Here is a 25,225-nt window from a genome sequence, read left to right as displayed (position 1 = left end):
AAACTGCCATATTTTCTATCTAGAATATTTCTCAAAATCCTTATGCTCTTTTTTATTAAGTTCTTCGGAAGTGAGAGTTCTAAAATATTCAAAAGTCTTTTTCATTCCCTCTGCACGATCTACTTTAGGCTCCCATCCAAGAATTTCTCTTGCTTTTGAAATATCTGGTTGTCTTTGTAGTGGATCGTTTTGAGGAAGTGGTCTATAAGTAAGCTTTTGATCTGTACCCGTTAATTTAATGATTTCCTCGGCAAAATCCTTGATCGTAATTTCATTAGGGTTTCCAATATTAACCGGCAATACATAATCACTTAATAACAATCGATAAATCCCCTCAACCTGATCATCAACATAGCAGAATGATCTAGTTTGAGAGCCATCACCAAAAATAGTCAAATCTTCCCCTCTTAAAGCCTGTCCCATAAAAGCAGGTATTACTCGACCATCATTCAAGCGCATTCGTGGCCCGTATGTATTAAAAATACGAACGATGCGCGTTTCCAATCCATGATATCGGTGGTATGCCATTGTAATCGATTCTTGAAATCGCTTAGCTTCATCATATACACCGCGTGGACCAATAGTATTCACATTGCCATAATACTCCTCAGTCTGAGGATGAACTAGCGGATCTCCATAGACCTCTGATGTTGACGCAATTAAAATTCGAGCACCTTTTGCTCGCGCCAATCCGAGTAAATTATGAGTCCCTAAAGATCCTACTTTCAAGGTTTGAATTGGTATTTTTAAATAATCAATCGGACTTGCAGGTGATGCAAAGTGTAAAATATAGTCTAACCTTCCTGGGACATGAACAAAGGTGGAAACATCATGATGATAGAATTCAAAATGTTCATTCTTAAAAAGGTGCTCTAAATTTTTAAGGTCTCCTGTAATCAAATTATCCATCCCGATTACTTGGTAGCCTTCTTTAAGAAATCGATCGCATAAGTGAGATCCTAGAAACCCTGCTGCGCCTGTTATTAGTATTTTCTTCATGCTTTTATATCCTTTCTACCAATCGAATAATAGGTGAACCCTTCTTTTGATACATCATCTAGATCATACAGATTTCTGCCGTCAAAAATTAATGGATCTTTTAAATTATCTTTTAGCTTTTTAAAACTTGGTGTTCTGAAAATACTCCACTCCGTGCAGATCAATAAAGCATCAGCACTTTCCGTAGCCTCATACATATTTTCTGCAAAGGAAATTTTGTCTCCTAAAAGCCGCTTTACATTATCCATTGCTTCAGGATCGAAGGCAGTTACTTTTGCTCCAAAATTGAGCAACTCATCTATCATATATAGAGAAGGAGCTTCGCGAATATCATCCGTTTCTGGTTTAAATGCTAATCCCCATAAAGCTATCTTTTTGCCTTTTAAATTGCCATCAAAATGGTCTTCTATTTTAGGAAACAAAGCAGTTTTTTGAGATTGATTCACATTAACAACTGCATCCAAAATTGCAAAATCATAGTCACTATCCTTTGCTGATTTATAAAGTGCCTTTACATCTTTTGGAAAGCAGGAACCTCCGTAACCAATGCCTGGAAATAAGAATCGTTTTCCGATGCGTGAATCAGTTCCCATTCCTCTTCTTACCATATCGACATCGGCACCAACTTTCTCGCAAAAGTTAGCAATCTCATTCATGAAGGTGATTTTAGTCGCTAAGAAAGAGTTTGCAGCATATTTTGTGAGTTCTGCCGATTTTTCGTCCATCACAATGATTGGGTTACCAGAGCGCACGTAAGGTTTATATAGTTTTTCCATAAGGTCAATAGCCCTTTCAGAGCTTGACCCAATAACGATACGTTCTGGTTTCAGGAAATCATCAACAGCAAAGCCTTCACGAAGAAATTCTGGATTAGATACTACATCAAATTCAATATCAGTATTTTTTGATATAGCGGCCTCAACTTTTTCCGCGGTTCCCACCGGGACAGTACTTTTATCAACAATTACTTTATAATCTGTAATTATCTTCCCTATGTCATCTGCGACTCCTAGCACATATTTAAGATCTGCAGAGCCATCTTCGTCTTCAGGTGTTGGTAATGCTAAAAAAACAATTTCTCCATGATCTAAACCGTCTTTTAGCGAAGTGGTAAATTTTAACCTTCCTGCTTTAATATTTCTTTCAAAGAGTACATCTAGATGAGGCTCATAAATAGGAACCTCTCCATTTTGCATTTTTCTTACCTTACTCTCGTCAATATCCACACAAATAACTTCGTTGCCTGTTTCTGCTAAACATGTTCCTGTTACTAAGCCTACGTAACCTGTTCCTATTACTGCTATTTTCATTTAATAAATTATTCTAATTTCCATTTTGTTTTCAATAAGCTTTGTCTTCACCTTGAAAGATATTTAATACTGTTTGTATAATAATTCGAAAATCTAGGATTAAAGACCAGTTTTCAATATAAAAAATATCATATCTAATACGATTAATAATATCCTCGCTCCTTTCAATTTCTCCTCTGAAACCTCTTGTTTGGGCAAGCCCAGTTATTCCTGGTTTCACATAATGTCTTAACATATACTTTTTCACTTCCTCTCCATACTCCATATTCTGACGCCATAAATGAGGCCTTGGCCCCACTACCGACATGTCTCCCAACAGAACATTTATAAATTGAGGGAGTTCATCTAGGCTTGTTTTCCTCAAAAATGCCCCCACTTTGGTAATACGAGGATCGTTCCTAATAGCAGATTGTTCAGTAGATTTATTAGCCCTCATTGACCTAAATTTATAACAGTTAAATCCTTTCTCCTTAAATCCCGGTCTACTTTGCTTAAAAAATATTGGACCTTGAGAGTCCAGATAAATTATTAAACCGATTAACGGCATCAGCCAAGAAAGAAGACATACAAAAACTAATACCGAAAAAATGATATCAAAAGTACGTTTAATAAACCCGTTTATTGCATCATCCATAGGGATTTCGCGAAGGGACAAAATTGGTAGTACATCATAGTACTCAAATCGAAGTTTTCTGGTAAAAAGAACTCCGTTATCAGGAATAAATTTCAGTACTTTTATATTTATATCAGCAAAATCAATTAGTTGGCGCTGTTGATTAGCGGAAGTCCCATCAATAGAAACATAAATTTCATCGATATTATTAGAAATAACAAAATCAAATAAACCATCAATACTTTCAGCGGACTCTCCCTTAAGGATAAATTGTTTTTTAAAATTAAACCCAAAATCCTCTTTTGTTTTGAATATTTGAATAAGTTGTTTAGCCTTATTCCCCTTCCCAACTACTATTACGTTACGAATATTTCTTCTAAAAACTTGTCTATACTTTATTAATAAAAACCTAAATGCAAACTTAACCAGGATAATTAATAAGAAAACTGTAAGACAAAATGAAGCAAGATTTAGTCTACTAAGATCAAATTCTTTAAAAAAACCTATAAATCCATATAATCCAATAAAAAAGATGGAAAATTGTCGAATTATTAATGATAAAATCGATGTGATTTTTGAAAATCTGTAGACTTCATAAAATCTGTTTTTTACCGAAATAACAACCCACAAAATAATAATATATACGTAAAACAACTCGGGATTTCTAAGACTAAGTCCAAGTGGAAAAAAAACCGCAACAAGATTCAATATTGCTAAATCAATAGTAAATAGAAACGGTCTTATATACTTAGCATATCCTCCTCTTACCTGATTCATTTCAACGTTTTTAAATGATGCATATGAAATTCACAATTATCTTTCAACCATATTCAAAGACCTATTTACATTATTGAAAACAAAAAGACTTAGAAAAACTGAATAAAATAGAATCCCATACTGGCGTTCAAAAATACTTTCTGTAATCCCGAATAAAAAAATTATTATCATTAAAAATTTTAAAAAATATCCTTTTGATCTAATTGCTTCCCTAAAAACCAAAAATTGTGTGATAAAATATGTTATTAGACCAAATAATCCGCTTACAAGCCATATCTCTAAATATAGATTATGTGTATTGAATCCTTCCAAAGAAAATTTATATAACTCACTATAATAACAATAGTCTAATTTAGTTTGAAAATCCCCAATGGGAGTGAAATTAATATATGAATTTAATGATATTTGTTCCCAAACGCATTTCCAGATTACTAGTCGAGGTTCATCTCCTCCCATAAAATCTGAAAACCTAGCTAAAAAAGCTGGGAAAAAATTAAATATCAAAGAGCTTAGGATCAAAATTAAAACAAAGATTACAAAAGAGGCTTTTCGAAAACTAAATTTCAAGTAAAAAAAAAGAATCAGACTAATAACCAGAATTCCTAAGGCCATTTTAGAAGAAAGGAGGAGGAAACTAACCATATTAATAATATTAACTAGTACAATTATGGTTTTTAGGTTTTTCATTTGAAATGAAGAATAATAAAACAACGATCCAAAAAGAACAAAAACATTAAACGTAGCTAGATATACATGCTGTATTGTATAGAAATAAAATAGGTGATTTGGGTCAAAAAATGAGCCGGTCCTAAAAGAAAATATTATCCCATTAATAATTCCATACAGATTTGCAAATGAGCATCCAACTCCAAAGAAAAATAAAAGATGGACTAACTTTATTTTTGTCAAACTCCCGCATTGAATCACAATGAAAGGAACTAATAATAGAGGAACTCTTTTAACAACTTGCTTAGTGCTCGTAGCAATATCATATGAAAAAAAAGAACTGAAAAGTATTAATAAGAAAGGTGTGGATATTAGTCCCCAATAAAACAGATTTTTATAAGTAAACTTTCTGTAATCAAAAATAACCAATGACATCAACAAAGCGGCAGCTAAAAACATTGAGCTTAAAAAAAAAGAAAACATAACAGCTATTAGAGATGCAACCAACATAAATGGTGTTACTTCAGAAACTTTTTTTTTAAATTTCGCTTTCAATAGAATATAAATTATAGTTTTACATCGACAAAAATATAAATATATTAAGTAAATGAATTTTAATATTTCTAACACAACAAAAGTATATATAGCAGGTTGTGGTGGTATGCTGGGAGATGCTGTCTATGAGCTTTTTAATTCAAAAGCAATAGTAAAAGCGACAGATATTAATCTAACTGAAGAATGGCTGGAATACGCCGATGTTAGTAATTATAATGAGATTAGAAAATCTATAGTTGATTTTAATCCAGATCTAATAATCAATTTAGCTGCATTAACAGACCTAGAATATTGCGAAAAAAATCAAGAGCAAACATGGCTTTATAATGCTTTAGGTCCTGAAAACATAGGCTTAATTGCTAACCAGTTAGATGTGCCCTTAGTATATATAAGTACAGCAGGAATCGTGGACGGACAACAGGATGTTTATAATGATTTTGATAAGCCTAACCCTTTAAGTATTTATGCCAAGGCAAAATATCATGGTGAGCTATTTACTCAATCACATGTAAATAAATATTATGTGTTCCGAGCGGGTTGGATGATGGGTGGAGGTCCTTTGAAGGATAAGAAATTTATAAATAAAATATATAAACAGATAAAATCTGGAAAAAAAGAACTTTTTGTGGTTGATGATAAATTGGGAACACCAACTTATACAAAAAGTTTTGCAAGTGGGATTTTTCACGTGGTTCAATCGGGTCTTTATGGCGTTTACAATCAAGTGTGTAATGGTGATTGTAGCAGGTATGACGTAGCAAAGGAGTTTGTAAAACTTTTAGGATTAGAGGGTGACATACGAGTATCAAAAGTAGATTCAGATCATTTCAAATCGGAGTATTTTGCTCCAAGACCATTCTCAGAGAAACTTACCAATCTGAAATTGAATACAAGAGGTTTAAATGTAATGCCAGATTGGAAAGAGGCATTAGAGGATTATTCAAAACAATTTGTTAAAGACTTAGCCAATTGAAAATAGCCGTAATCGGTATTCGAGGGCTTCCCGCAGGCTATAGTGGCTTTGAAACTTGTGCCGAACATACCTGTAAACATTGGGTCTCAAAAGGTCATTCTGTTCTAGTTTATTGCAGAGGTCATTTGTATCAAAAAAAAGTACATAAGACCGATACAGGAGTTGAATTGAATTATTTGCCCGCACTAAAAATAAAATCTTTAGAAACATTATCACACACTTTTTTAGCATGCTTGCACTTATGTTTTTTTAAGAGATCATATAAGATTATACATTTATACAATTGCGGAAACGGAATTTTTGTTCCGCTGTTAAAACTGTTTGGCAAAAAAGTTTTTGTTTCCGTTGATGGCTTAGAATGGAAGCGGAAAAAATGGGGGTTTGTAGCTAAGAATATTTATAAATTTGGTGCTTTTATCTCAGTTAAATTTGCAGACCAAATAATTGTTGATAATAAAATAGTTGAAGACTTTTATCATGCACGTTTTGGGAAGGAAACAAAATTAATTGCTTATGGGGCAAAAATTTTTAGAGAGCATGATGTAGAAAATAACTCAATTCTTGAGAAACATGCGTTACGGAAAAAAAAGTATTTCATTTTTGTAGGGCGTTTTGTAAAAGAAAAAGGGGTTAAAAATCTAATTGAAAGCTATCTAAAATTAAATACAAACTATCCTTTGATAGTGGTTGGAGATGATGTTGAAGGAAATGAATATCGTGACACTATTTTTGATAGGTACAAGAATCATCCTAAAGTAAGGCTTCTAGGATATAAGTTCGGTGAGGAATATGAAACATTGTTGCGTAATGCTTTAATGTATGTCTCCGCAAGTGAACTAGAAGGAACATCACCATCTTTATTAGCAGCAATGGGTGCAAAAGTTTGTGTTTTAGTAAACGGAATTGAGGAAAATATAGCAACCCTTGGTAATTCAGGAAATGTATTCAAAAAAAATGATTTAGAAAGTCTGATCAATCACTGGCAACAATTTGTAAATTCTCCAACGAGTATTGAAAAATCAGCAAAAATAGGATACGACTATGTTATAGAACATTATAGTTGGTCAAGTATCTCTAATAAGTATTTGTCTATATTTAACTAAATATTAGTTTTACTATTGCCCGCCAAACTATGAATAGCTACTTAACCAAGTAATTATGAGTATGAAAAAAATCAAAAAAAAAATTAAGAAGGCTCTTATTAAATTGACTTATCCCGTTAGTCATTTAAAAAGAAGAGTTTATTGCCCTAATAAATGGTACGGAAATGATTATGCGGGCTTTTATGTTAACCCGAATATAATAAATGACAAATCGATTGTATACTCATTTGGAATAGGAGAAGATATTTCTTTTGATAAAGCCATGATCAATAATCATAATTGCCAGGTTTTCGGTTTTGACCCTACTCCAAAATCAATCAATTGGGTAAAGAATCAAAATATACCTAGTAATTTTAATTTTAATGACTTTGGTATAGGGGTTACCACCGAAGATACGGTCTTCTATCTTCCTCTAAATGAAGAACATGTTTCAGGAAGTGTTGAAAAACATATTAATGTAACAGAAAGAAGAAAAGTAAAGGTTCATATGAAATCTTTTGAAGACATTACCACTGTCTTAGGTCATCAAAAAGTTGATGTACTTAAAATGGATATAGAAGGATCTGAATATGATACCATCGCAGGAATTTTGGCTAGTAATGTAATCATCGACCAAATTTTGATAGAGTTTCATGATAGGTTTTTTGACACTAAGACCGCAAAATCGATTAAATCAGTTAATCAACTAAAAGAAGGAGGATATGAGATTTTCGCTGTTTCCGATTCGTACGAAGAAGTTTCTTTTATTAGAAAAGAATTAATTGCAGATTAAGTTCTTTATGTTTTGAGAGATAATTCATAAATTAAATAGCACTAAGCGGAACAAAAAATATGATGAAAGTATTTTATTCAATCCTATTATTTTTGATTTGCTTTGTTGCTTCTACACAACTTATTGCTAAATATTGGAGTCCTTATTTATATTTTGATGACATTCTTTTTCTACTGTCCTCTATTGTCTGTTTAATTGATTTAATTTTTTATAATAAATTTTCTCGTACCAATGTAGCTGCAGCGGTTCTTTTATTTAGTTTTATTGGAATTTCTTTTATATTTAATTTCTATAGTCTAAATGCATTTATAGCTAAATTATTCTATTACTTCAAACCCTTATTTGTTTTCGTTTTTATAAGCTATCTGGCAAATAAATATATGCTTACTAGATATAAACAATATCTGTATAATTTTTTCATTTTAGTCTGTCTATTCTCTATCATAGAATTTTATTGGGTTCAATATGTAGATAGTAACGCTATTCACTATTTTTCATTTAGTATTAGGAGTGGTTTCTATAGAGCGTCGAGTGTCACTTGGCACCCTATCTCATTGGCATTACTTGCTTTTTTCTCAATAATAATAGGTATAGAAGTGCTTCATGATACACGAAAATGGCCTTATTTAATTTTTATAACATCTGTTATTTTATCTGGAACGAGATTTGTAATGCTACTAACTGCTCTTTATTTTCTATACCGATATTTACAACATAGAAGATTGGTTATTAAAAACTTCAATCTTCATGGAAAACATATTTATGTTTTCTTATATCCATTAATTTTCTTCTTTATTCTAGGTTTATCTACGTACTTAAACGTAAAAGATCATAGCAGTTTAAGAAGTGTTACTTTTAGGACTGGTGTCCCCTTGTTAACAGATCCAAAGGTCGTCGGACTTGGTACGGGAATTGGTAGTTTTGGTAGTTATGAGTCGGTGGTAAACGAATCAGCAGTGTATGATAAAATTAATTTTTCCGAACATTACAAGGGTGTGATGTCTGGCGCAAATAAAAGATCCGGGACAGAAAACTTTTTCTTTATGGCTCTTATTGAATTTGGGGTAATTGGCCTGTTTCTTTATTTCTGTGTGCTTTTAAGAATTACTAGCTTAAAAGTAACCTATTTTTTTTCATTTTATGTATTAGTAATTATATGTATCACGTTTGTATATCCCATAAACTCATTACCCTTTATGTATCTGGTAAATATCTTTTTCCCTTATGGAAAAGGAATTCCTATTCACAAAAATGATTAGCTACATCATTAGAATTAATTTTATTTATTAGCATATATCTTCAATTTTGGAGAACTGTTTATTTTTTTACTTTCTCTACTACAAACATGGATATAATTTCCTATTTCTTCACTTGCCAATCTAACCAATAGACCATGTGTTTTCTTCAGTTTTTTGTTGCTGGACACAAAAAGATTGGTCACATTAAGCCTAAAGTCTTGGTCAGTAACTTTATGTGGCTCAAAATTCAATTTTTTAGGTCCTATTTTGGGATACTTTTTCCAAGTAATCGAATCCTCATTCCAGGGTTCTTCAATATTCTCAACAATTAAAATTGTATTTCCAGAATGGCCTGACTTTTTAATTTTATAAAACCCTGATTTATCGTTAAAATAGAGCTGTAGAAAAACACTGTCTATTTTGGCATTTTGGGGCACTCTTGTTAAATCAAAATACAAGGCTGCTCTATTTATGTATTTAATTCCATTAATCGTATCACAGTAAATATTTAATTCGGTTTCATTTCCGTAATTGTTAACAGAATTAGGTAAATTTAAAATAGCATCTTTACCGCTTCTATTAATGTCGATCACATAAACAATGTTTCCCGCTTTTCGACAAGAAAAGTTACTTAATAATAAAAGTCCAAAAAATATAGGTCTAATTATCTTTCTCATTTCTTTTTTTAACGATCTTGGCGGGCACTCCCACAACCACAGAGTCCTTTTGAGTATCTTTAGTAACCACAGCTCCGGATCCGACAATGCTCCCGCTTTTTATGGTCACACCAGGCATTATAATAACGTTTGCTCCTATCCACACATCATCCTCAATTACCGTTTTATAACGTGTTTCGCCTTGTTCTTTGATTGGAACATCGGTTAGATTAAAATTATGATTTTCTGAAAGTACCGTGACCCTTGGTCCAAAGATTACATTATCGCCAATAACTATTTCTCCTCGTACGCCAATAAAACAATGATGATTAATGCCTACGTTATTTCCTATGGTAAGTCCTTCACCTACTCCACGTAGTACCCCAGTACATTCAATAATAGAAAAGTCACCAATAGTAAAATTATCTCCAATTTTAACACCATTTACGCTTAGTGCATTTATCAAACTGTATCTTCCCATATTTAAGTTCCTGCCGAAAGATACTTTTCCTGAAAAAATAACGTTTGCTCCTTTTGCAGCAAATACAAGCCCTTTTGTACTAGCCTTAATCTTTACTTTAACAAAGCCCCTTAAAATCTGTATTGCTTTATCAAATAATATGCGTATAGTTTCTCTAGCACTAAAATCATAGGTGATTGTGTAATCCTCTTTCTTTAATCGTGATATTAACTTTCCTAACATAGCAAATCATTGTAAATCTTTGATATTTTTACAAAATGATCCTCTTCATTATATTTCTTTTCGGCCTCAATTGCAATTTGTTCGTTGTCTAGATATTTATTTTCTAATACAATTCTTTTTAATTCATCATAAATCTCATCAGATTTAAAATCAACTAAATATCCATTTACATCATTTGCCATCTCCTGAAAACCACTGTGATTAGATGCAATAACAGGTGTGCCAAGCATTAAAGACTCTAAAACAGACATTGGAAAATTATCATACCAAATTGATGGGTGGATAGTAAATTTGGCGTTTGCAACCAGGTCTATAAGCTCTGATCCATATTTTGGACCTAAAACCTCAATGTTATCTGACGGTTGAATAGCCAAATCTCCTTTTCCAACGACCTTTAGCTTATAATTCATTTTGTTGAATAAATCAACAATCTTTTCTAGACCTTTCTCTTTAGAAACTCTACCAAAATAAAGAACATAATCTTTTCGTTCAGTTATTGTTTTAAAGTCTTGTTTAGGCACACAATATGGTAGCCTTGTAATTTCCTTATCCAATTTTGGTTGTATTATATTTTTAAAGAAATTACTAGGGCTTATAATTGCGTCAAAATATTTATTATATGAATTTAAAATGTTATGATGTAAATATGATTCTGCCATGCCGATAACGCTTTTCGAAAATGACTGGTCAAAACACTTATTGATTGATGCATGATAATATTTGCCATGTAAACATTTAGTACATACTTTGTTCTTATGAGGAATATACAATCTATGATTTGGACAGGCTAATTGCGAATCGTGTATTGTATACACTATTTTAATGTCTCTTTTCTTGATCTCAGATAAAATCGATGGCGTCAGCTGAAAATTAAAGTTATGAATATGAACTATGTCAGGTTTGAACTCATCAAGTATTATCGAGAGCCTTCTTTTGTTTTGTTTGGAGTATATTACGTTTGTAGATTCTTTTACTTTGGATTTAAGTCCTTTCGTTGTCTTAAAATCGATTCCTCTCGCAAAACAATTATGTGTGTCTGGAACTTTATTATTGTCATCTTCCATACCCCAAAACTCGACTTCAATGCCTTTTTTGGCAAGAACACTTGCCAAATTAAACATGTAAGTTTCAGCCCCGCCTACGATTTTCATGTATTTATTAACTTGAAGTATTCTCATTGTTTTTTCTAAATTTATGCATTCCAAATATTAACAAAAAAATAATTGCCTCAAACGTAGCAAAAACAATTGCCACAAAATAAAGGCTGCTAGCATTCAAGACAAAATATATAAGTATTTTTAAACAAAAGGCTATTGCAAACACAATTACCGTGTTTAAAGTTCTATTCTTATAATTATTATGAAAAAGTTTTAATTGATACCCTGCATAAAACGGCAAAGCAAGTCCAATAATTGCAAGAATCGAAGAACCTAACTCATAATCTTTTGGATAAATAATTGTGTACAAGTTTTTTAGATAATTATTATAGACAATAATCAAAATTATATTTACTGCCAGAAAGAGTAAGAAGTATTTAAACCTAATTTTAGAAAATAGTGACTTAAGATTAACTGTAATGTAAGCTAAAACGAATAAAGTAGCTGCATTATAGAGATTATACGCTGAATAAAAATAAGCCACTTGCTTAAAGTCGAAGTATTTTTCTAAAAAGAAAATGTCCATTCTACCAATTCCTACTTGAAAAAATTGATATAAAAAATAATACTTGGTCTTACCTATTAGTGAAATATAATCCTTTAAGGGTGGTATGAATAATTTAAAATTTAATTTTTTTAAGTTAATGGCCAAAAAAATAATTGTTAATACGAGTCCTATTAAACTGAATCCAACACATACTTGTAATAAGGTAACTTCGATTTTAAAAACATACAAAACAATCATTAAAACTAACCTTGCTAAAGGTTCTGAACTTACCAAGATAATATCATTTCTGCTTTCTTCTAAACCTCTAAACATGGTTTGTAAAAATTTTACAAAGCCTGTATTCAGAAAAAAGAATGTAACCAGAAATGTGATCAAAAAAGAATTAGTAGTTCCAAAAAATAATAATGGAATTACAAATAAGACAAAAAGAGATTGAAATAACCTTGAATTTATAGATAAGTCTAATAAGGAAGAATCCTTTTTTACTGCATTATTAAAGGCATACCAGCCGACACCCATATCCGCAAAAACAGTAAACCAACTTGCTATAGCAATTGAAAAACTATAAACACCATAATCTTCAACGGAAATTATTCGAGTCAATAAGATAATAACAACAAAAGAAATTGCCTTAGCTCCCATTTCAAAAATTGGTACAAGAAATCGAGATATATATGACATTTTCAAATAGATAAACTTATTTACTGTTGTACTCCTAATAATGTACAACTGGCCTGAATATACTAAACCGTCTAGTTGTTGTATTTTATTTCAATTGACTCACAAGATTTTCAATCCAGAGTTCTGAGGATACCTTATTAAGGTAATTTTTGTATGGCGTTTTATCAACAGAAGAAATACTTTTAAGTCGATCAAATATTTCTTCTGTTGAAGATAAAATATAATCCTTATTGTCAATATAATCCAATTCAGTGCCATCCGCTCCTTCTATGCATAGCACTGGCAAGCCGTATAACAAAGATTGTAAGATCGCTAGCCCCCCATCTCCAGGAAGGACAAACAAATCACTTTTGAAATAATAATTTTTAAGCTTTGACTTATCATAAATGGGACCTTGGAATTTTATACTCTTACTAGAATATTTCTTTTTCAAAAAATCAAGTTGATTACCTCCTCCAATAACATTAAGAAAAAATCGGTCAGAATCAAACTCTTTATTCAAATTGTTAACATGAATTATTAATTCTTCTATTTTTTTCCGTTTTTCAACCACACCAACATAAAGCAGATTAATTAATTCTTTATCAAAAGAATAGACATCTATATTTTTATTTATTTCATTTTGAATGGGCTTAAAATAATTTGTGTTTATAGTATTCAAATTGGTGAAGCAATTCTTTGCACCCATATAATTTTTGAGGTATTTTTCACCGGTTGAAGAATAGGACATTTGGATATGACTTAATCTAACGAAGGGTTTTAAAATAGCATCAATTAATTTTCGCCTTTTACTTCTTACCAGTCTAGAATATCCAGGATCCCACCAAATAATTTTTTTATTAAAAATTCTTGAAATAGGAACTAAATAAAAATTATTAATAAGATTAGTAACTCCTTCTAGCAAAAGAATATCATATTTAAGTGCCTTGAATATAACTTGCGGATAGAAAAAGAAGGAGGTGCTTCTTGATTCTCCTGTATACGGGATTTTTAATGATTTAAGTTTGTAAATCCTTAAATTATTATGTTTTTCTAAATACTTTTTGTAAGGTGCTAACCTAAGAGCTCCAGTTGCTTCTCCTTTTGAAGTAATAATGCCCACTTCTTTAAACCTATGGCATAATTCTGCAAACAATTCCAAACGATAAGGCGTAATAACCCTTTGAACAATTAATATTTTTTTTGCAATCAATATCTTTTGTTTTTAATTTAATACACCGCAAAAATCCAAAACAATTTTTTCTGTTGGGATGTTGTATTGCTTAAATTCGTTATGCCCTACCAAAAAAACAATTATATCAGCATTCTGGATAGCTTCTTGATAAGGGGTTAACTTAAAAACCTTGTGTTCTTTTATATTCGGCTCTACAATATAATACTCCTCATCATTAGCATTTTGTAAAACCTTTTGAGCTATATATTTTGCTGGAGATTCTCGCAAGTCATCAATATTCGGTTTAAAAGCTAATCCCATAATCGCAATACTAGGCTTTCTTCCATTCCGAATCTCAAATTCCAGTTTTGCATTTTTTACTTTCTCCGCACACCAGAAAGACTTATAATTGTTAATCTCCCGAGCTTTCCCTATTATTTGTGACTCCATAGGATAGTCTGCAACAATAAAATAAGGATCAACCGCTATACAATGACCACCAACTCCACAACCAGGTTGAAGTATATTTACCCTTGGATGCTTATTGGCCAAATTAATTAATTCCCAAACATTAATATTTGCTTTATCACAAATAAGAGAAAGTTCATTGGCAAATGCAATTTGAACATCTCTCGAGGAGTTTTCTACAAGCTTACACATTTCTGCTGTTCGAGCATTGGTTTTATGTAATTCCCCTTTTATAAATTGGTGGTAAAAATTTACTGCTTTATCAGTGGATTTTGAGTCAATTCCCCCAATTACTCGATCATTATGAACTAATTCATACATTACATTGCCCGGTAAAACTCTTTCGGGGCAATAAGCAATATTTACTAATCCTTTCAGTTCGGGACGCTCAGTATAAATTAATTCCATCATCTTTTCGGTTGTTCCAATTGGGGATGTGGATTCTATAATATAAAGATCACCTTCCTTTAAAAAAGGAATAATTGCTTTGGTCGCTGCTTCTACAAAAGAAATATCGGGCTCATTTTTGCCTTTAAAAGGTGTTGGAACTACTACTAAATAAGTATTTGCTTCTGTCGGTGTTACAGATGCTTTTAGATAACCATCTTTAACGGCATTAGCAACAGCCTTATCTAATTCTGGTTCAATAATATGAATCTTACCTGCATTAATAGTCTCGACTACCTTTGGATCAATATCCACTCCATGCACACAAACCTTGTTTTCAGCTATCAAAGCTGCGGTTGGGAGGCCAATATATCCCAAACCTATCATTACCACGCTTGGTTTATTATTCATTATAATTTTTTGAAATAAATTCTACTATTCTTTGACAAGCTTTCCCATCTCCATAAGGATTATGGAGATGACTCATGTTTTCATAGGATAAGTTATCCTTTAAAAGATTCTCTGTTTCCCATATTATTTTAATCTTATCTGTTCCTACTAAAATTACAGTTCCTGCATCTACTGCTTCAGGTCTTTCCGTTGTATCTCTCATAACTAAAACGGGCTTCCCTAGACTTGGTGCCTCTTCTTGAACTCCTCCACTATCAGTAATAATCAAATACGATTGATTCATTAACCATACAAAAGCAGGATAAGAAAGTGGTGCAATTAAACTAATGTTTTCAATATTACTTAGTAACTCATAAACTGGTTTCTGTACCTTTGGATTCAAATGAACTGGGTAAACAATTTGTACGTCGGGGTTATTCGTTGCAATTTGGTTTAGAGCTTCACAAATATTAATGAACCCTTGTCCATGATTTTCTCTTCTATGCCCAGTAACAAGTATTAATTTTTTGTCCTCTTCAAGAAGTTTTTTTAACTCTTCAACTTCTTCATCCATATATTCATTAGCTTGAACCTTTTTAACACTAAACTGAAGAGCATCTATAACTGTATTACCCGTTATTAATATTGAATCCGCAGGTTTATTTTCATTTCTAAGGTTTTGTTTAGAAGTTTCAGTAGGAGCAAAATGAATATTAGAGGTTACTCCCGTTACACGTCTATTCATTTCCTCTGGAAAAGGAGATTTCATGTTGAAGGTCCTCAAACCAGCCTCCACATGACATATCTGAGCTCCAGAATAAAATGCAGCAATACTTGATGCCATTGTAGTTGTGGTGTCTCCATGAACATACACAAAATCGGGTTTAAATTCGTCCAAAATAGGTTTTAGCTTAGTTATAATATCTGCTGTCAGTGTAAATAAATTCTGATTAGGCTTCATTAGGTTTAAATCATATTCAGGAAGAATTTCAAAAAAAGATAATACCTGATCCAACATTTCACGATGTTGTGCTGTAATACACACTTTAGTATCAAATGTATCAGCATTTTTTTGAAACTCTTTTACCAAAGGAGCCATTTTAATTGCTTCAGGCCTTGTTCCAAAGATTATTAGATTTTTAAGCTTTTTCATTTATGATACTATTAATGCATTTTTTTAAACTTTCTTGCCAGTTAGGAATTGTACTTTTCAATTGATTGCTAATCTTAGCTTTATCAAGAGCACTATTTTTAGGCCTCTTGGCATGTGTAATATAATCAGCTGAAGAAACTGGAAAAACATCAGTCTGGATGTTTGAATACTCAAATATCTTTTTTGTAAAATCAAACCAACTAATTACTCCACCATTACTATAATGATAAAGACCATACTCGGTATACTCTGATTTAACAATTTCTATGATTACAGCTGCAAGATCTTTGGCATAAGTTGGAGAACCCACTTGATCATTAACAACATTAATTTGGTCTCTTTCTTTACCAAGCCTAAGCATCGTTTTTACAAAGTTATGTCCATACTCCGAATATACCCATGAAGTTCGGATAATAAAAAAATGCTCTAAAATCCCTTGAATATACTGCTCGCCTTTTAATTTTGATGCCCCATACATGTTTAGTGGACTGGCTGTATCTTCTTCAGTATACGCTTTGTCATTTGTTCCATCAAAAACAAAGTCAGTGGATATATGTACTAACTTAGTATCATTAATCTTACATGTTTCCGCCAAATATTTTACAGCTTCCGCGTTTATCAAAAAAGCTTTTTCCTTCTCGGATTCTGCTCTGTCAACTGCTGTATATGCTGCGCAATTGACTAAATAGTCAAACTCATTCTCATCAAAAAGCTTCAGAACACATTTCTGATCAGTAATATCCAATTCTTCAGAAGTCTTAAAAACCCATTCTAAATCACGGTGTTTTTGAATCACAATGTCTTGGAGGCATTTTCCTAACTGTCCATTAGCTCCTGTAACCAACACAGAAATCATAGTCGTGCATTTCTAAAATTTGGTAATATCTTATCTTTATCTGAGACTATCATATCTTTTTCATCTAATTTCCAATCGATATTTAGCTCTTTGTCATTGTAAATGATCCCTCCTTCGGATTCTTTATTATAAAAATTATCGCATTTATAAAAGAACTCCGCAGTATTACTAAGAACTATAAAACCATGAGCAAAACCTCTGGGTATAAATAACTGTAGGCTATTTTGATCAGATAGTTCCACTGCAATATGTTTCCCAAAGGTTTCAGAATCCTTTCTCAAGTCAACAGCCACATCAAGTACTGCTCCCTTCAATACCCTTACAAGTTTGGCCTGAGCATATTCACCTGTTTGATAGTGCAGTGCTCTTATGACTCCTTTTCTTGAATATGATTGATTATCTTGAACGAAATTTATTTCTCGTCCAATAAGTTCATTGAACTTACTTCTATTATAACTTTCAAAAAAATACCCTCTCTCATCTTCAAATACTCGAGGTTCAAGTATAACGCACCCTTTCAGCCCAGTTTCTTTTACTATCATATTAATTTTCTAAGACACTTAGTAGATGTTTGCCATAACCACTTTTTATTAAAGGTTCTGTTATTTTTTTTAATTGTGTGGCATCAATATATCTCATTCTATAGGCTACTTCTTCAATAGCGCCTATTTTGAGCCCTTGACGCTCCTCTATTACTTCCACGAACTGTGATGCTTGCATTAAAGACTGAAAAGTACCAGTATCAAGCCATGCGGTACCTCGATCTAGTATACTTACTTGTAGTTTACCTCTTTTTAGATATTCTTTATTCACATCAGTTATTTCAAGTTCACCTCGCTTACTTGGTTTAATATTTTCTGCAATACTGGTCACTTCATTATCATAAAAGTAGATTCCTGGTACGGCAAAGCTTGATTTAGGGTTTTCTGGTTTTTCTTCTATTGAAATAACCTTTCCTTTCTCATCGAACTCAACAACACCATATCTTTCTGGATCATGAACATGGTATGCATAAATAACGCCACCATTTGGATCATTGTTTGACTGCAATAGTTTTGCTAATCCCGTGCCATAAAATATATTATCTCCTAAAATTAGTGCAACCTTATCATTACCTATAAACTCTTTACCAATAATAAATGCCTCAGCTAATCCATTTGGTGCCTCCTGAACAGCATATTCAAATTTGCATCCAAACTTCGAACCATCTCCCAAAAGTTTTCTGAACAAAGGAAGATCATGGGGCGTAGAAATAATTAAAATTTCTCTTATTCCAGACCACATTAAAGTAGAGAGCGGATAATATATCATCGGTTTATCATAAATTGGCATTAGTTGTTTACTAACAGCCAATGTCAATGGATGAAGTCTTGTTCCAGATCCACCTGCGAGGATAATTCCTTTCATTTAATATAAATTTGTCTTTTACTTATACTGATTTTGGTAATATTCTTGATATGCTCCCGAAGTGACATGATCTAACCACTCTTTATTATTCAAGAACCATACAACCGTTTTTTCCAAACCTTCTTCAAAAGTGACAGATGGCTCCCATCCCAATTCTTTATTGATTTTTGAGGCATCAATCGCATATCTTAAATCATGGCCTGGTCGATCTTTAACAAAAGTGATCAGTTTTTCAGAGGTTCCTTTCTCCCTACCTAACTTCTTATCCATTATATTACAAAGCAGTCGAACCAAATCAATGTTTTTCCATTCATTAAAACCACCAATGTTATAAGTATTATGATTTTCTCCTTTGTGAAATAATAAGTCTATTGCTGCTGCATGGTCTTCAACATAAAGCCAATCTCTGGTATAATTCCCATCTCCATAAACAGGTAATGGTTTGCTATTTATGATATTATTAATGAAAAGAGGAATCAATTTTTCTGGAAAATGATTCGGACCATAGTTATTGGAGCAATTTGATATTATATAAGGCAACTCGTAAGTTTCACCATAAGCTCGTACAAAATGATCTGAACTTGCTTTTGATGCCGAGTAAGGAGAGTTTGGAGCATATGCCGTAGACTCTGTAAAGAATCCTTCTTCTCCTAATGATCCATATACTTCATCAGTGCTAATGTGGTAAAATCGCTTATTTTCAAAATCATCTTTCCAAACAGATTTAGCGGCATTCAATAAATTCATCGTTCCTATTACGTTGGTCCTTACGAAGGATAAAGGGTCAGAAATTGATCGGTCTACATGAGATTCAGCTGCCAAATGAATCACTCCATCAAAATCATACTTGCCAAACAAATCTATTATGAATTCCTGACTTACAATATTTCCTTTTATAAAATTATAATTTGTACTGTTCTGAATATCTTTCAGGTTTTCAAGATTTCCTGCGTAGGTTAAAGCATCTAAATTAAAAATATTGTAATAAGGATATTTTTGAACAAATCTCCTTACTACATGTGATCCTATAAACCCGGCACCGCCAGTAACTAAAATATTTCTACTTAATTTTTCCAATCTCACTTATTTTCTTTAATCACATTCAAATACCTATTCAACTCCATCAACAGTAAAAAGAATAACACCAATCCAACTAATAAAATAGGCAACAAAACTTTCTTCTTCTTCCAAAAATCATTAATCTCAACCCCTTTATTTGGAAAATCGGAAATAACGTTAATCGTACTTCTGGTATTTGCCTTTTCTTCATTAAGCCTTATCAGACTATTTTTAATTTGCTCCTCTTGCTTTATCAACTCTAGTTCATCTGATTCTTTTTGTTGCGCATCACCACCCAAACTAATACTTGTAGAAGCTTGCTCCTTAGAAGCTTCTTTCAATTTTATTTCTCGATAGAACTTCTGTAATGTGTCAATTTCTGTAAGTTGAGCTTGATACAAAGAATCACTTAATTGAATATTTTCATCATTAATCTTCTTTTGCAGTTTAAAATAGTCATTAACCTGAATTGACAGAACAATTGGCGCTTGCAGCTTCTTCGCCACCCGATTGTCTTCCGTCTCTATTATAATTCGATGAAACTGCGCATTGATATTATTAAAATTCCTTAAATAATCCTCAAAATCAACTTGTTTTTGTGAAATTGTATCTAAACTTTCAATGAACTGACTAAACTGTTTGATCTTTTGTGATTGATCAGAAAAAGATTCAATTTCAAAACTCTTTATTGTCGCAGCCTCTTCATTAGTTAATGCAGGAAAAGTTTCCTTTAATGCCTCATATTCTTCTTGTTCAGCTAGTTCATTGTAAAACTCAATATTATTATACAACTGCTGCGCACTATTAAAATTAGGCTCTACTACCATTGATGATCTGTATACATCTGGAGAAGTATAATCCCAATACCAACCTCCTGCAATACCAATAATTCCAGCAATAGAAAACTTAATAAAGTGCTTTTGTACAAATAATAAAAAGGCAATCAATAAATTGAAAAAGCCTTTAAAAATGCTTCCAATGAAATTGAAAAAGCGATTAAAAGCATCGCCTATTAACTTAAATAATTGACCTAAGTCGATTTCCTCACTTTGGGGAGCGTTGTTGTTATTTTGCTCACTCATATTGTCCTACGAATTAAATATTTGTTCTAAGATTTTTTGTGTAATTAAATAGGTCGGGCGCACTCCTGTGGTACCTAAACCTCCTGATGCCAAGGTGCTTCCTGTTTCTAGTGGATTATCCGATGCATAATATGCATACCGTACTTGCACATCTTCCGAAATACTACTGCGAATTCTACTCGCCGATTGAATGGCTTTTTGGTAATGTGCTCCTTCCATTTCTAGTCCGATGACATTCCAAGTAGAGTCATGGAAGAACTTCAATATGTCTTTATTTTGAAGCGATGTCCCCAATACCGTAACCATTGATCCCTCAAAAACTTCTAGGCCATTTCCTTCTAGGTCCTCTTTGGTTAGCTCATTTTTAAACGGGTAATTATCAGCTGTTCCTTCGAAAACATGAGCAGATGGTATCATAATATCGCCTTTCCCTCCTTCTAAGATACCGGCTTTCCCCATAATGGAAACAGAGCGAACATCTAAAAAGTGTTTATCGCTGTTTGGACTGTATGGTTTTAAAAATTCATCAATGGTTTCATAAGCTTGCTCTCCAAATGCATAATCCATCACGAATAAAACGGGATAACCATCTGTATTTTTTACATTTTCAATACTAAAATCGGTCTTCTTGAAGTCGATTTTAGCTGTATCGACTATTTGTACATTAATATTAGTGCCAGATTCGTCTTTTATGTATGTCAATCCATTTTTAAGCGCTTCTTTTTCCACGTTGGAGCGAATAGCATTGCTATCTGACTGACTCAATGCCTCAAAAACATCCATAGTATCCTTTTCTTTCGATCCGGAAGCGTAGTGAAAAATAGAATTCATCACACTGTGCATATTAGCACTTATAATATGAATAGGGCGATGCAGTAAGTTCTTTTCTTTAAGTACCTTTTTGATATTGTTTGCCCAAATCTCTCCATGAATATGATGACCTAATCGCTCTCTTAAAACTGGCGAGAACGTAACGGTTCGCTTTTCTCCTTTTACAGTCTCATTAATAGCAAGCTTTCCAAGATTATAGATGATTTCTAGAAATCGATTCGGATTTTCTTTTGTCTTGAAAAGTTGATACACGGCCAACACTTCTTCAAATGTTCGGCCAAGAATATTAGCAGCATGCGTGATTGCTATTTCACATTCGCCTTGATTAAGCTTTCTTCCTTTCGTAACAGCAGCTTCTAGCTTCTCCCAATCGCGGATAGTTTCACCATTTTCATTGATCAATACGCGTTTGCATATTTTATGCGATTCAATAAAAAGAAAGGTCAAATGGGTTAGTATGTCATAAATATCTGATCGCCCTCGGGTAATCTCGATATTCATTTGCTCATCGTCAATACGATAACAATTACGTCTTCTCTTTGGTGGAACGATCGCCTTGAAATGCGATTTTCCATAGCCTTCGTCCGATGTCAGGTTGATAAAACGACATTCTTCAATACCAATTGGCAAACGATCAATTACGTATTGTAATCCGTTTATTTCAGCTTTTTCTTCTGCAATCGCCCCATAGATTTCAGGCCGAAGCAATAGTAATGCCTCTCGCAATGTTTCACCTGAAATGCCCATCGGCTTGTAAAACCCACGATTAAATAAATGACGCATGGTAATATACAACCGCTCTATCGCGCTTGAAGATTCTTGCGCTCTAGTTCTTCCTTTTAATTTGGCGTTGTTCATTAACTGTTTTTGGCGTTCAAAGATAGTACTTTTAAAGATGAATTATTGACACCTATTATTAGATAATTAACAATGTAATTAAAGGACCTTTCACGTTATAGGTAGTAACTTGCCGCAACTAGAAATTATAGTACTATTCTGTTATTAGCTTATCAGCTATTTTACGATCATTCGACAGTCTGGGAATCTTGTTTTGTCCGCCTAGCTTGCCCACGGATTTCATATAATCATTGAATCCGCCTTTGTGGACCTTACTTATTTGAAGTGTTTTCAAAATTTTTCCATCAATTAAGTCGAAATAATAGCTGTTTTGTTGTTGAAGCGCCTGATCGATCTTCTGGGCGAAGTTATTCATATCATCCGGCTCATTTTCAAACTCAACAAACCATTCATGATATGGCAATCCATCTTTTGGCGTAATTTGTGGAGCTACCGTGAATTCATTTATCCTAATATCAGTTCCTTCAACCGCATCCTTCATCGCTTGCTCGACTTCTTTCCCTATAACATGTTCTCCAAAGGCTGAAATAAAGTGTTTTATTCTTCCCGACACAATAACTCGGTATGGCTTGGTTGATGTAAATTGCACTGTATCACCAATATTGTAAGCCCAAAGCCCAGCATTTGTTGAGATAATAATAACATAGTTCACTCCAATTTCAACATCTTTTAAAGTAATTCGTTTCGGATTCTCATCAAAAAACTCATCCGCTTTTACGAACTCATAAAAAATACCCGAGTCCAGTTGCAGCAACATTCCTTTCTCTTTTTGAGAATCTTGAAATGCAAAAAAACCTTCAGATGCAGGATACAACTCAATACTATCAACCTTGCGGCCAATCATATTTTCGAACTTTGCTCGATAGGGTTCAAAGTTCACTCCACCGTAAATAAAAAGGTTGAAATTTTCGAATAGGTCTCCTACTTTTTTATTAGAACGTTCCATTAACCTTTCAAAATACATCTGAACCCAAGACGGAATTCCACTAATAACTGCCATGTCCTCATTTATGGTTTCATCAACAACGGCTTCGACCTTTGTTTCCCAATCATCAATGCAGTTGGTTTCCCAACTTGGCAGGCGGTTTTTTTGAAGATATTTAGGCACGTAATGAGCTGCAATTCCAGAAAGTCTCCCCAATTTCACTCCGTTTTTATCTGAAAGCTCCGGGCTGCCTTGTAAAAAGATCATTTTTCCATCGACAAAATTGGCATTTCCAGTTTCAGCGATATATAGAAGAATAGCATTTCTGGCCGCATCAATGTGACTTGGCATTGAATCTTTTGTTATAGGAATATATTTTGCTCCAGAAGTTGTACCAGATGTTTTTGCAAAGTAAAGTGGTTTTCCTGGCCAAAGAATATCGGCTTCGCCATCAACCACAAGATCTGCATATGGTCTTAATGCCTCGTAATCTCTAATAGGCACTCGTTGTACAAAATCTTCATGATTGTTAATACTTATAAAATCATGATCTTGGCCAAAAGAAGTTGCTGCTCCAGTTGAAATCAACTCTTGGAAAACCGCTTTCTGCGTTTGTTCAGGCTGCGATGCCCATTTTTGAATTTTCTTCTGAATCCGTTTAGCGAAGATCTTGGCTGCTATAGATTTAAGTGACATTAAGGCTAGTCTAATTAAATTTTAAACTTATTCAAAATCTATAAAGTTAGTTGGATTCATAGGATATCCATCACTCCATAATTCAAAATGCAAATGTGGACCAGTTGTTAATTCTCCTGTAGATCCTGATGCCGCAATTACCTCGCCAGCTTTTACTAATTCACCTTGCTGCTTAGTTAATGATTTGTTGTGCTTATATACCGACAATAAGCTGTTTGCGTGTTCAATAATCATTACATAACCTGTATCAGTGGTCCATCCTGCAAAAATCACGGTTCCATCAGCCACCGATTTAATTGGGGTTCCTTCTTTGACTACCACATCTACTGCATAATGCTTTTCTTTTGGATTATAGCCTTGTGATATACTTCCAGATACAGGGGTAAACGGCACAAAACCAACTTTAGAGGTGGCAGAATCAAACAAATTGAATTTATCTTCTCTTGAAACCTGTTCTCTCAAGATAGAATCTTCTTTAATTGGAGTAAGATCGACCTTCATATTATCGACATTAAACTCTTCAAATAAAGAATCTTTGTTTACCTCATCGCTAGAGATGTCTCCCGTCAATACCTTTCTAACAGAATTTAAGTATTGATTATTACGAGATATGATATGTTCTAATGAGTCGGTTTTATAAGTAAGTAATGTTGCTTTTTCCTTTAATGCAGTTGATGAATAACCCGGGATATATTCGCGAATTGGCGTAAATGCTATTAAAATAACAGTAAGTGCTATTAATAACAAAGAACAAAGCGTGCCAACTACAAATACGTTAAGTCGTGTTAGCTTAAAAGAAAAACGCTCCTCAAAAGTCTCTTCATTCAAAACCACCATGCGGTATTGATGCAGTAATTTGCGTTTAAATTGCTCTCTTTTTTCCTTCTTTTTCGCCATAATTCAAAGCAAATATAAATATTACCCATTTATACCTAATAGTATTTTACCAGGATTATGAAAATTAGGTGTTACTGACTTTGTTAATTGATAACTCCTTTGATTTGGTTTATATTGTTTTTTACTACCTTTGTTTATCTAAATTAATAAGAACATGACTTTTTTAAATATTCCACTGGTAATAGGACCTTGGCAAATAGCCATTATAGTAGGTGTTGTATTACTATTATTCGGAGGTAAAAAAATCCCTGAATTAATGCGTGGCCTTGGTAGTGGCATCAAAGAATTTAAAGATGCAACTAAAGAAGATGAAGACACTAAAAAAGTAGAGGAATAAGAATTTTCTTTTACT

General features: G+C 33.0%; 24 protein-coding genes. 5 read left to right on the top strand and 19 right to left on the bottom strand.

Going from position 1 to position 25,225, the window contains the following annotated elements:
* Window positions 1–15: 15 nt before the first annotated feature.
* From GWK10_RS17025 to GWK10_RS17010, 4 genes are read right to left on the bottom strand one after another with little or no spacing between them, the layout of a single operon-like run.
* Window positions 16–999, bottom strand: a complete 984-nt coding sequence (locus GWK10_RS17025; RefSeq protein WP_164033607.1) for a UDP-glucuronic acid decarboxylase family protein — start codon at window positions 997–999, stop codon at window positions 16–18.
* Complete coding sequence (locus GWK10_RS17020; protein WP_164033606.1) at window positions 996–2,309, bottom strand: UDP-glucose dehydrogenase family protein; 1,314 nt, start codon at window positions 2,307–2,309, stop codon at window positions 996–998. Before GWK10_RS17020 ends, GWK10_RS17025 begins: the two co-directional genes overlap by 4 nt.
* A 31-nt stretch (window positions 2,310–2,340) precedes the next feature.
* Entirely contained in the window at window positions 2,341–3,699 is a 1,359-nt protein-coding gene (locus tag GWK10_RS17015) for an exopolysaccharide biosynthesis polyprenyl glycosylphosphotransferase (RefSeq protein WP_164033605.1), read from the bottom strand.
* Window positions 3,700–3,735: 36 nt separating this feature from the next.
* Window positions 3,736–4,920 (bottom strand): O-antigen ligase family protein, encoded by a 1,185-nt coding sequence (locus tag GWK10_RS17010; protein ID WP_164033604.1) that lies wholly within the window; start codon window positions 4,918–4,920, stop codon window positions 3,736–3,738.
* Window positions 4,921–4,972: 52 nt separating this feature from the next.
* Here GWK10_RS17010 and GWK10_RS17005 point away from each other — a divergent pair, with 52 nt between their 5' ends.
* The 4 genes from GWK10_RS17005 to GWK10_RS16990 all read left to right on the top strand — a co-directional run bounded on the left by GWK10_RS17005 (window position 4,973) and on the right by GWK10_RS16990 (window position 9,027).
* Window positions 4,973–5,893, top strand: coding sequence for an SDR family oxidoreductase (locus tag GWK10_RS17005; RefSeq protein ID WP_164033603.1), 921 nt, complete (start codon window positions 4,973–4,975; stop codon window positions 5,891–5,893).
* Complete coding sequence (locus GWK10_RS17000) at window positions 5,890–6,996, top strand: DUF1972 domain-containing protein (RefSeq protein WP_164033602.1); 1,107 nt, start codon at window positions 5,890–5,892, stop codon at window positions 6,994–6,996. Before GWK10_RS17005 ends, GWK10_RS17000 begins: the two co-directional genes overlap by 4 nt.
* A 61-nt stretch (window positions 6,997–7,057) precedes the next feature.
* Window positions 7,058–7,768, top strand: a complete 711-nt coding sequence (locus GWK10_RS16995; protein WP_164033601.1) for an FkbM family methyltransferase — start codon at window positions 7,058–7,060, stop codon at window positions 7,766–7,768.
* A gap of 59 nt (window positions 7,769–7,827) precedes the next feature.
* Window positions 7,828–9,027, top strand: coding sequence for a hypothetical protein (locus tag GWK10_RS16990; RefSeq protein WP_164033600.1), 1,200 nt, complete (start codon window positions 7,828–7,830; stop codon window positions 9,025–9,027).
* Window positions 9,028–9,047: 20 nt separating this feature from the next.
* On the opposite strand, the gene GWK10_RS16985 is transcribed toward GWK10_RS16990, so the two are convergent.
* The 15 genes from GWK10_RS16985 to GWK10_RS16915 all read right to left on the bottom strand — a co-directional run bounded on the left by GWK10_RS16985 (window position 9,048) and on the right by GWK10_RS16915 (window position 24,873).
* Entirely contained in the window at window positions 9,048–9,683 is a 636-nt protein-coding gene (locus GWK10_RS16985) for a DNRLRE domain-containing protein (RefSeq protein ID WP_164033599.1), read from the bottom strand.
* Window positions 9,667–10,365, bottom strand: a complete 699-nt coding sequence (locus GWK10_RS16980) for an acyltransferase (protein ID WP_164033598.1) — start codon at window positions 10,363–10,365, stop codon at window positions 9,667–9,669. Before GWK10_RS16980 ends, GWK10_RS16985 begins: the two co-directional genes overlap by 17 nt.
* Window positions 10,359–11,543 (bottom strand): glycosyltransferase family 4 protein, encoded by a 1,185-nt coding sequence (locus GWK10_RS16975; RefSeq protein ID WP_164033597.1) that lies wholly within the window; start codon window positions 11,541–11,543, stop codon window positions 10,359–10,361. The genes GWK10_RS16980 and GWK10_RS16975 overlap by 7 nt, the downstream gene beginning before the upstream one ends.
* Entirely contained in the window at window positions 11,524–12,711 is a 1,188-nt protein-coding gene (locus tag GWK10_RS16970) for an oligosaccharide flippase family protein (protein ID WP_164033596.1), read from the bottom strand. Before GWK10_RS16970 ends, GWK10_RS16975 begins: the two co-directional genes overlap by 20 nt.
* 85 nt (window positions 12,712–12,796) lie before the next feature.
* Window positions 12,797–13,903: a glycosyltransferase gene (locus tag GWK10_RS16965; protein ID WP_164033595.1), complete on the bottom strand. Its 1,107-nt coding sequence runs from the start codon at window positions 13,901–13,903 to the stop codon at window positions 12,797–12,799.
* A 12-nt stretch (window positions 13,904–13,915) separates the two neighbouring features.
* Window positions 13,916–15,130 carry a UDP-N-acetyl-D-mannosamine dehydrogenase gene (gene wecC / locus GWK10_RS16960; protein WP_164033594.1) on the bottom strand — a complete coding sequence of 405 codons (1,215 nt, stop codon included), beginning with the start codon at window positions 15,128–15,130 and terminating at the stop codon, window positions 13,916–13,918.
* On the bottom strand, window positions 15,123–16,262 hold the full coding sequence (wecB, locus tag GWK10_RS16955; protein ID WP_164033593.1) for a non-hydrolyzing UDP-N-acetylglucosamine 2-epimerase: 1,140 nt from the start codon (window positions 16,260–16,262) through the stop codon (window positions 15,123–15,125). Before wecB ends, wecC begins: the two co-directional genes overlap by 8 nt.
* Window positions 16,249–17,118: a dTDP-4-dehydrorhamnose reductase gene (rfbD, locus tag GWK10_RS16950; protein ID WP_164033592.1), complete on the bottom strand. Its 870-nt coding sequence runs from the start codon at window positions 17,116–17,118 to the stop codon at window positions 16,249–16,251. The genes wecB and rfbD overlap by 14 nt, the downstream gene beginning before the upstream one ends.
* Entirely contained in the window at window positions 17,115–17,660 is a 546-nt protein-coding gene (gene rfbC / locus GWK10_RS16945; RefSeq protein ID WP_164033591.1) for a dTDP-4-dehydrorhamnose 3,5-epimerase, read from the bottom strand. Before rfbC ends, rfbD begins: the two co-directional genes overlap by 4 nt.
* 1 nt (window position 17,661) lies before the next feature.
* Entirely contained in the window at window positions 17,662–18,525 is an 864-nt protein-coding gene (rfbA, locus tag GWK10_RS16940; RefSeq protein WP_164033590.1) for a glucose-1-phosphate thymidylyltransferase RfbA, read from the bottom strand.
* Between the two features lie 18 nt (window positions 18,526–18,543).
* Complete coding sequence (rfbB, locus tag GWK10_RS16935; protein WP_204263165.1) at window positions 18,544–19,602, bottom strand: dTDP-glucose 4,6-dehydratase; 1,059 nt, start codon at window positions 19,600–19,602, stop codon at window positions 18,544–18,546.
* A gap of 2 nt (window positions 19,603–19,604) precedes the next feature.
* Window positions 19,605–20,666 carry a hypothetical protein gene (locus GWK10_RS16930; protein WP_164033589.1) on the bottom strand — a complete coding sequence of 354 codons (1,062 nt, stop codon included), beginning with the start codon at window positions 20,664–20,666 and terminating at the stop codon, window positions 19,605–19,607.
* 6 nt (window positions 20,667–20,672) lie between these two features.
* Window positions 20,673–22,355 (bottom strand): DUF6909 family protein, encoded by a 1,683-nt coding sequence (locus GWK10_RS16925; protein WP_164033588.1) that lies wholly within the window; start codon window positions 22,353–22,355, stop codon window positions 20,673–20,675.
* Between the two features lie 133 nt (window positions 22,356–22,488).
* Window positions 22,489–23,976 carry a GH3 auxin-responsive promoter family protein gene (locus tag GWK10_RS16920; protein ID WP_164033587.1) on the bottom strand — a complete coding sequence of 496 codons (1,488 nt, stop codon included), beginning with the start codon at window positions 23,974–23,976 and terminating at the stop codon, window positions 22,489–22,491.
* 27 nt (window positions 23,977–24,003) lie between these two features.
* Complete coding sequence (locus GWK10_RS16915; protein WP_164033586.1) at window positions 24,004–24,873, bottom strand: M23 family metallopeptidase; 870 nt, start codon at window positions 24,871–24,873, stop codon at window positions 24,004–24,006.
* 154 nt (window positions 24,874–25,027) lie between these two features.
* Between GWK10_RS16915 and GWK10_RS16910 the strand changes: the two genes are divergently transcribed.
* Complete coding sequence (locus tag GWK10_RS16910; protein ID WP_164033585.1) at window positions 25,028–25,210, top strand: twin-arginine translocase TatA/TatE family subunit; 183 nt, start codon at window positions 25,028–25,030, stop codon at window positions 25,208–25,210.
* Window positions 25,211–25,225 lie beyond the last annotated feature (15 nt).

It is taken from the genome of Spongiivirga citrea, assembly GCF_010671565.1.
Lineage (GTDB): Bacteria > Bacteroidota > Bacteroidia > Flavobacteriales > Flavobacteriaceae > Spongiivirga > Spongiivirga citrea.
This window is presented reverse-complemented; position numbering and strand designations above follow the sequence as displayed.

Bases quoted from the DNA above. Each gene is read 5' to 3' on its own strand.
- GWK10_RS17025 (WP_164033607.1), bottom strand. From the start codon at position 999: ATGAAGAAAATACTAATAACAGGCGCAGCAGGGTTTCTAGGATCTCAC.
- GWK10_RS16985 (WP_164033599.1), bottom strand. From the start codon at position 9,683: ATGAGAAAGATAATTAGACCTATATTTTTTGGACTTTTATTATTAAGT.
- GWK10_RS16980 (WP_164033598.1), bottom strand. From the start codon at position 10,365: ATGTTAGGAAAGTTAATATCACGATTAAAGAAAGAGGATTACACAATC.
- rfbA (WP_164033590.1), bottom strand. From the start codon at position 18,525: ATGAAAGGAATTATCCTCGCAGGTGGATCTGGAACAAGACTTCATCCA.
- GWK10_RS16910 (WP_164033585.1), top strand. From the start codon at position 25,028: ATGACTTTTTTAAATATTCCACTGGTAATAGGACCTTGGCAAATAGCC.
- GWK10_RS17015 (WP_164033605.1), bottom strand. From the start codon at position 3,699: ATGAATCAGGTAAGAGGAGGATATGCTAAGTATATAAGACCGTTTCTA.
- GWK10_RS16970 (WP_164033596.1), bottom strand. From the start codon at position 12,711: ATGTCATATATATCTCGATTTCTTGTACCAATTTTTGAAATGGGAGCT.
- GWK10_RS16995 (WP_164033601.1), top strand. From the start codon at position 7,058: ATGAAAAAAATCAAAAAAAAAATTAAGAAGGCTCTTATTAAATTGACT.
- GWK10_RS16975 (WP_164033597.1), bottom strand. From the start codon at position 11,543: ATGAGAATACTTCAAGTTAATAAATACATGAAAATCGTAGGCGGGGCT.
- GWK10_RS17005 (WP_164033603.1), top strand. From the start codon at position 4,973: ATGAATTTTAATATTTCTAACACAACAAAAGTATATATAGCAGGTTGT.
- GWK10_RS16930 (WP_164033589.1), bottom strand. From the start codon at position 20,666: ATGAGTGAGCAAAATAACAACAACGCTCCCCAAAGTGAGGAAATCGAC.
- GWK10_RS17020 (WP_164033606.1), bottom strand. From the start codon at position 2,309: ATGAAAATAGCAGTAATAGGAACAGGTTACGTAGGCTTAGTAACAGGA.
- rfbD (WP_164033592.1), bottom strand. From the start codon at position 17,118: ATGATTTCTGTGTTGGTTACAGGAGCTAATGGACAGTTAGGAAAATGC.
- wecB (WP_164033593.1), bottom strand. From the start codon at position 16,262: ATGAAAAAGCTTAAAAATCTAATAATCTTTGGAACAAGGCCTGAAGCA.
- GWK10_RS16990 (WP_164033600.1), top strand. From the start codon at position 7,828: ATGATGAAAGTATTTTATTCAATCCTATTATTTTTGATTTGCTTTGTT.
- rfbC (WP_164033591.1), bottom strand. From the start codon at position 17,660: ATGATAGTAAAAGAAACTGGGCTGAAAGGGTGCGTTATACTTGAACCT.
- GWK10_RS16925 (WP_164033588.1), bottom strand. From the start codon at position 22,355: ATGAACAACGCCAAATTAAAAGGAAGAACTAGAGCGCAAGAATCTTCA.
- GWK10_RS16915 (WP_164033586.1), bottom strand. From the start codon at position 24,873: ATGGCGAAAAAGAAGGAAAAAAGAGAGCAATTTAAACGCAAATTACTG.
- wecC (WP_164033594.1), bottom strand. From the start codon at position 15,130: ATGAATAATAAACCAAGCGTGGTAATGATAGGTTTGGGATATATTGGC.
- GWK10_RS16920 (WP_164033587.1), bottom strand. From the start codon at position 23,976: ATGTCACTTAAATCTATAGCAGCCAAGATCTTCGCTAAACGGATTCAG.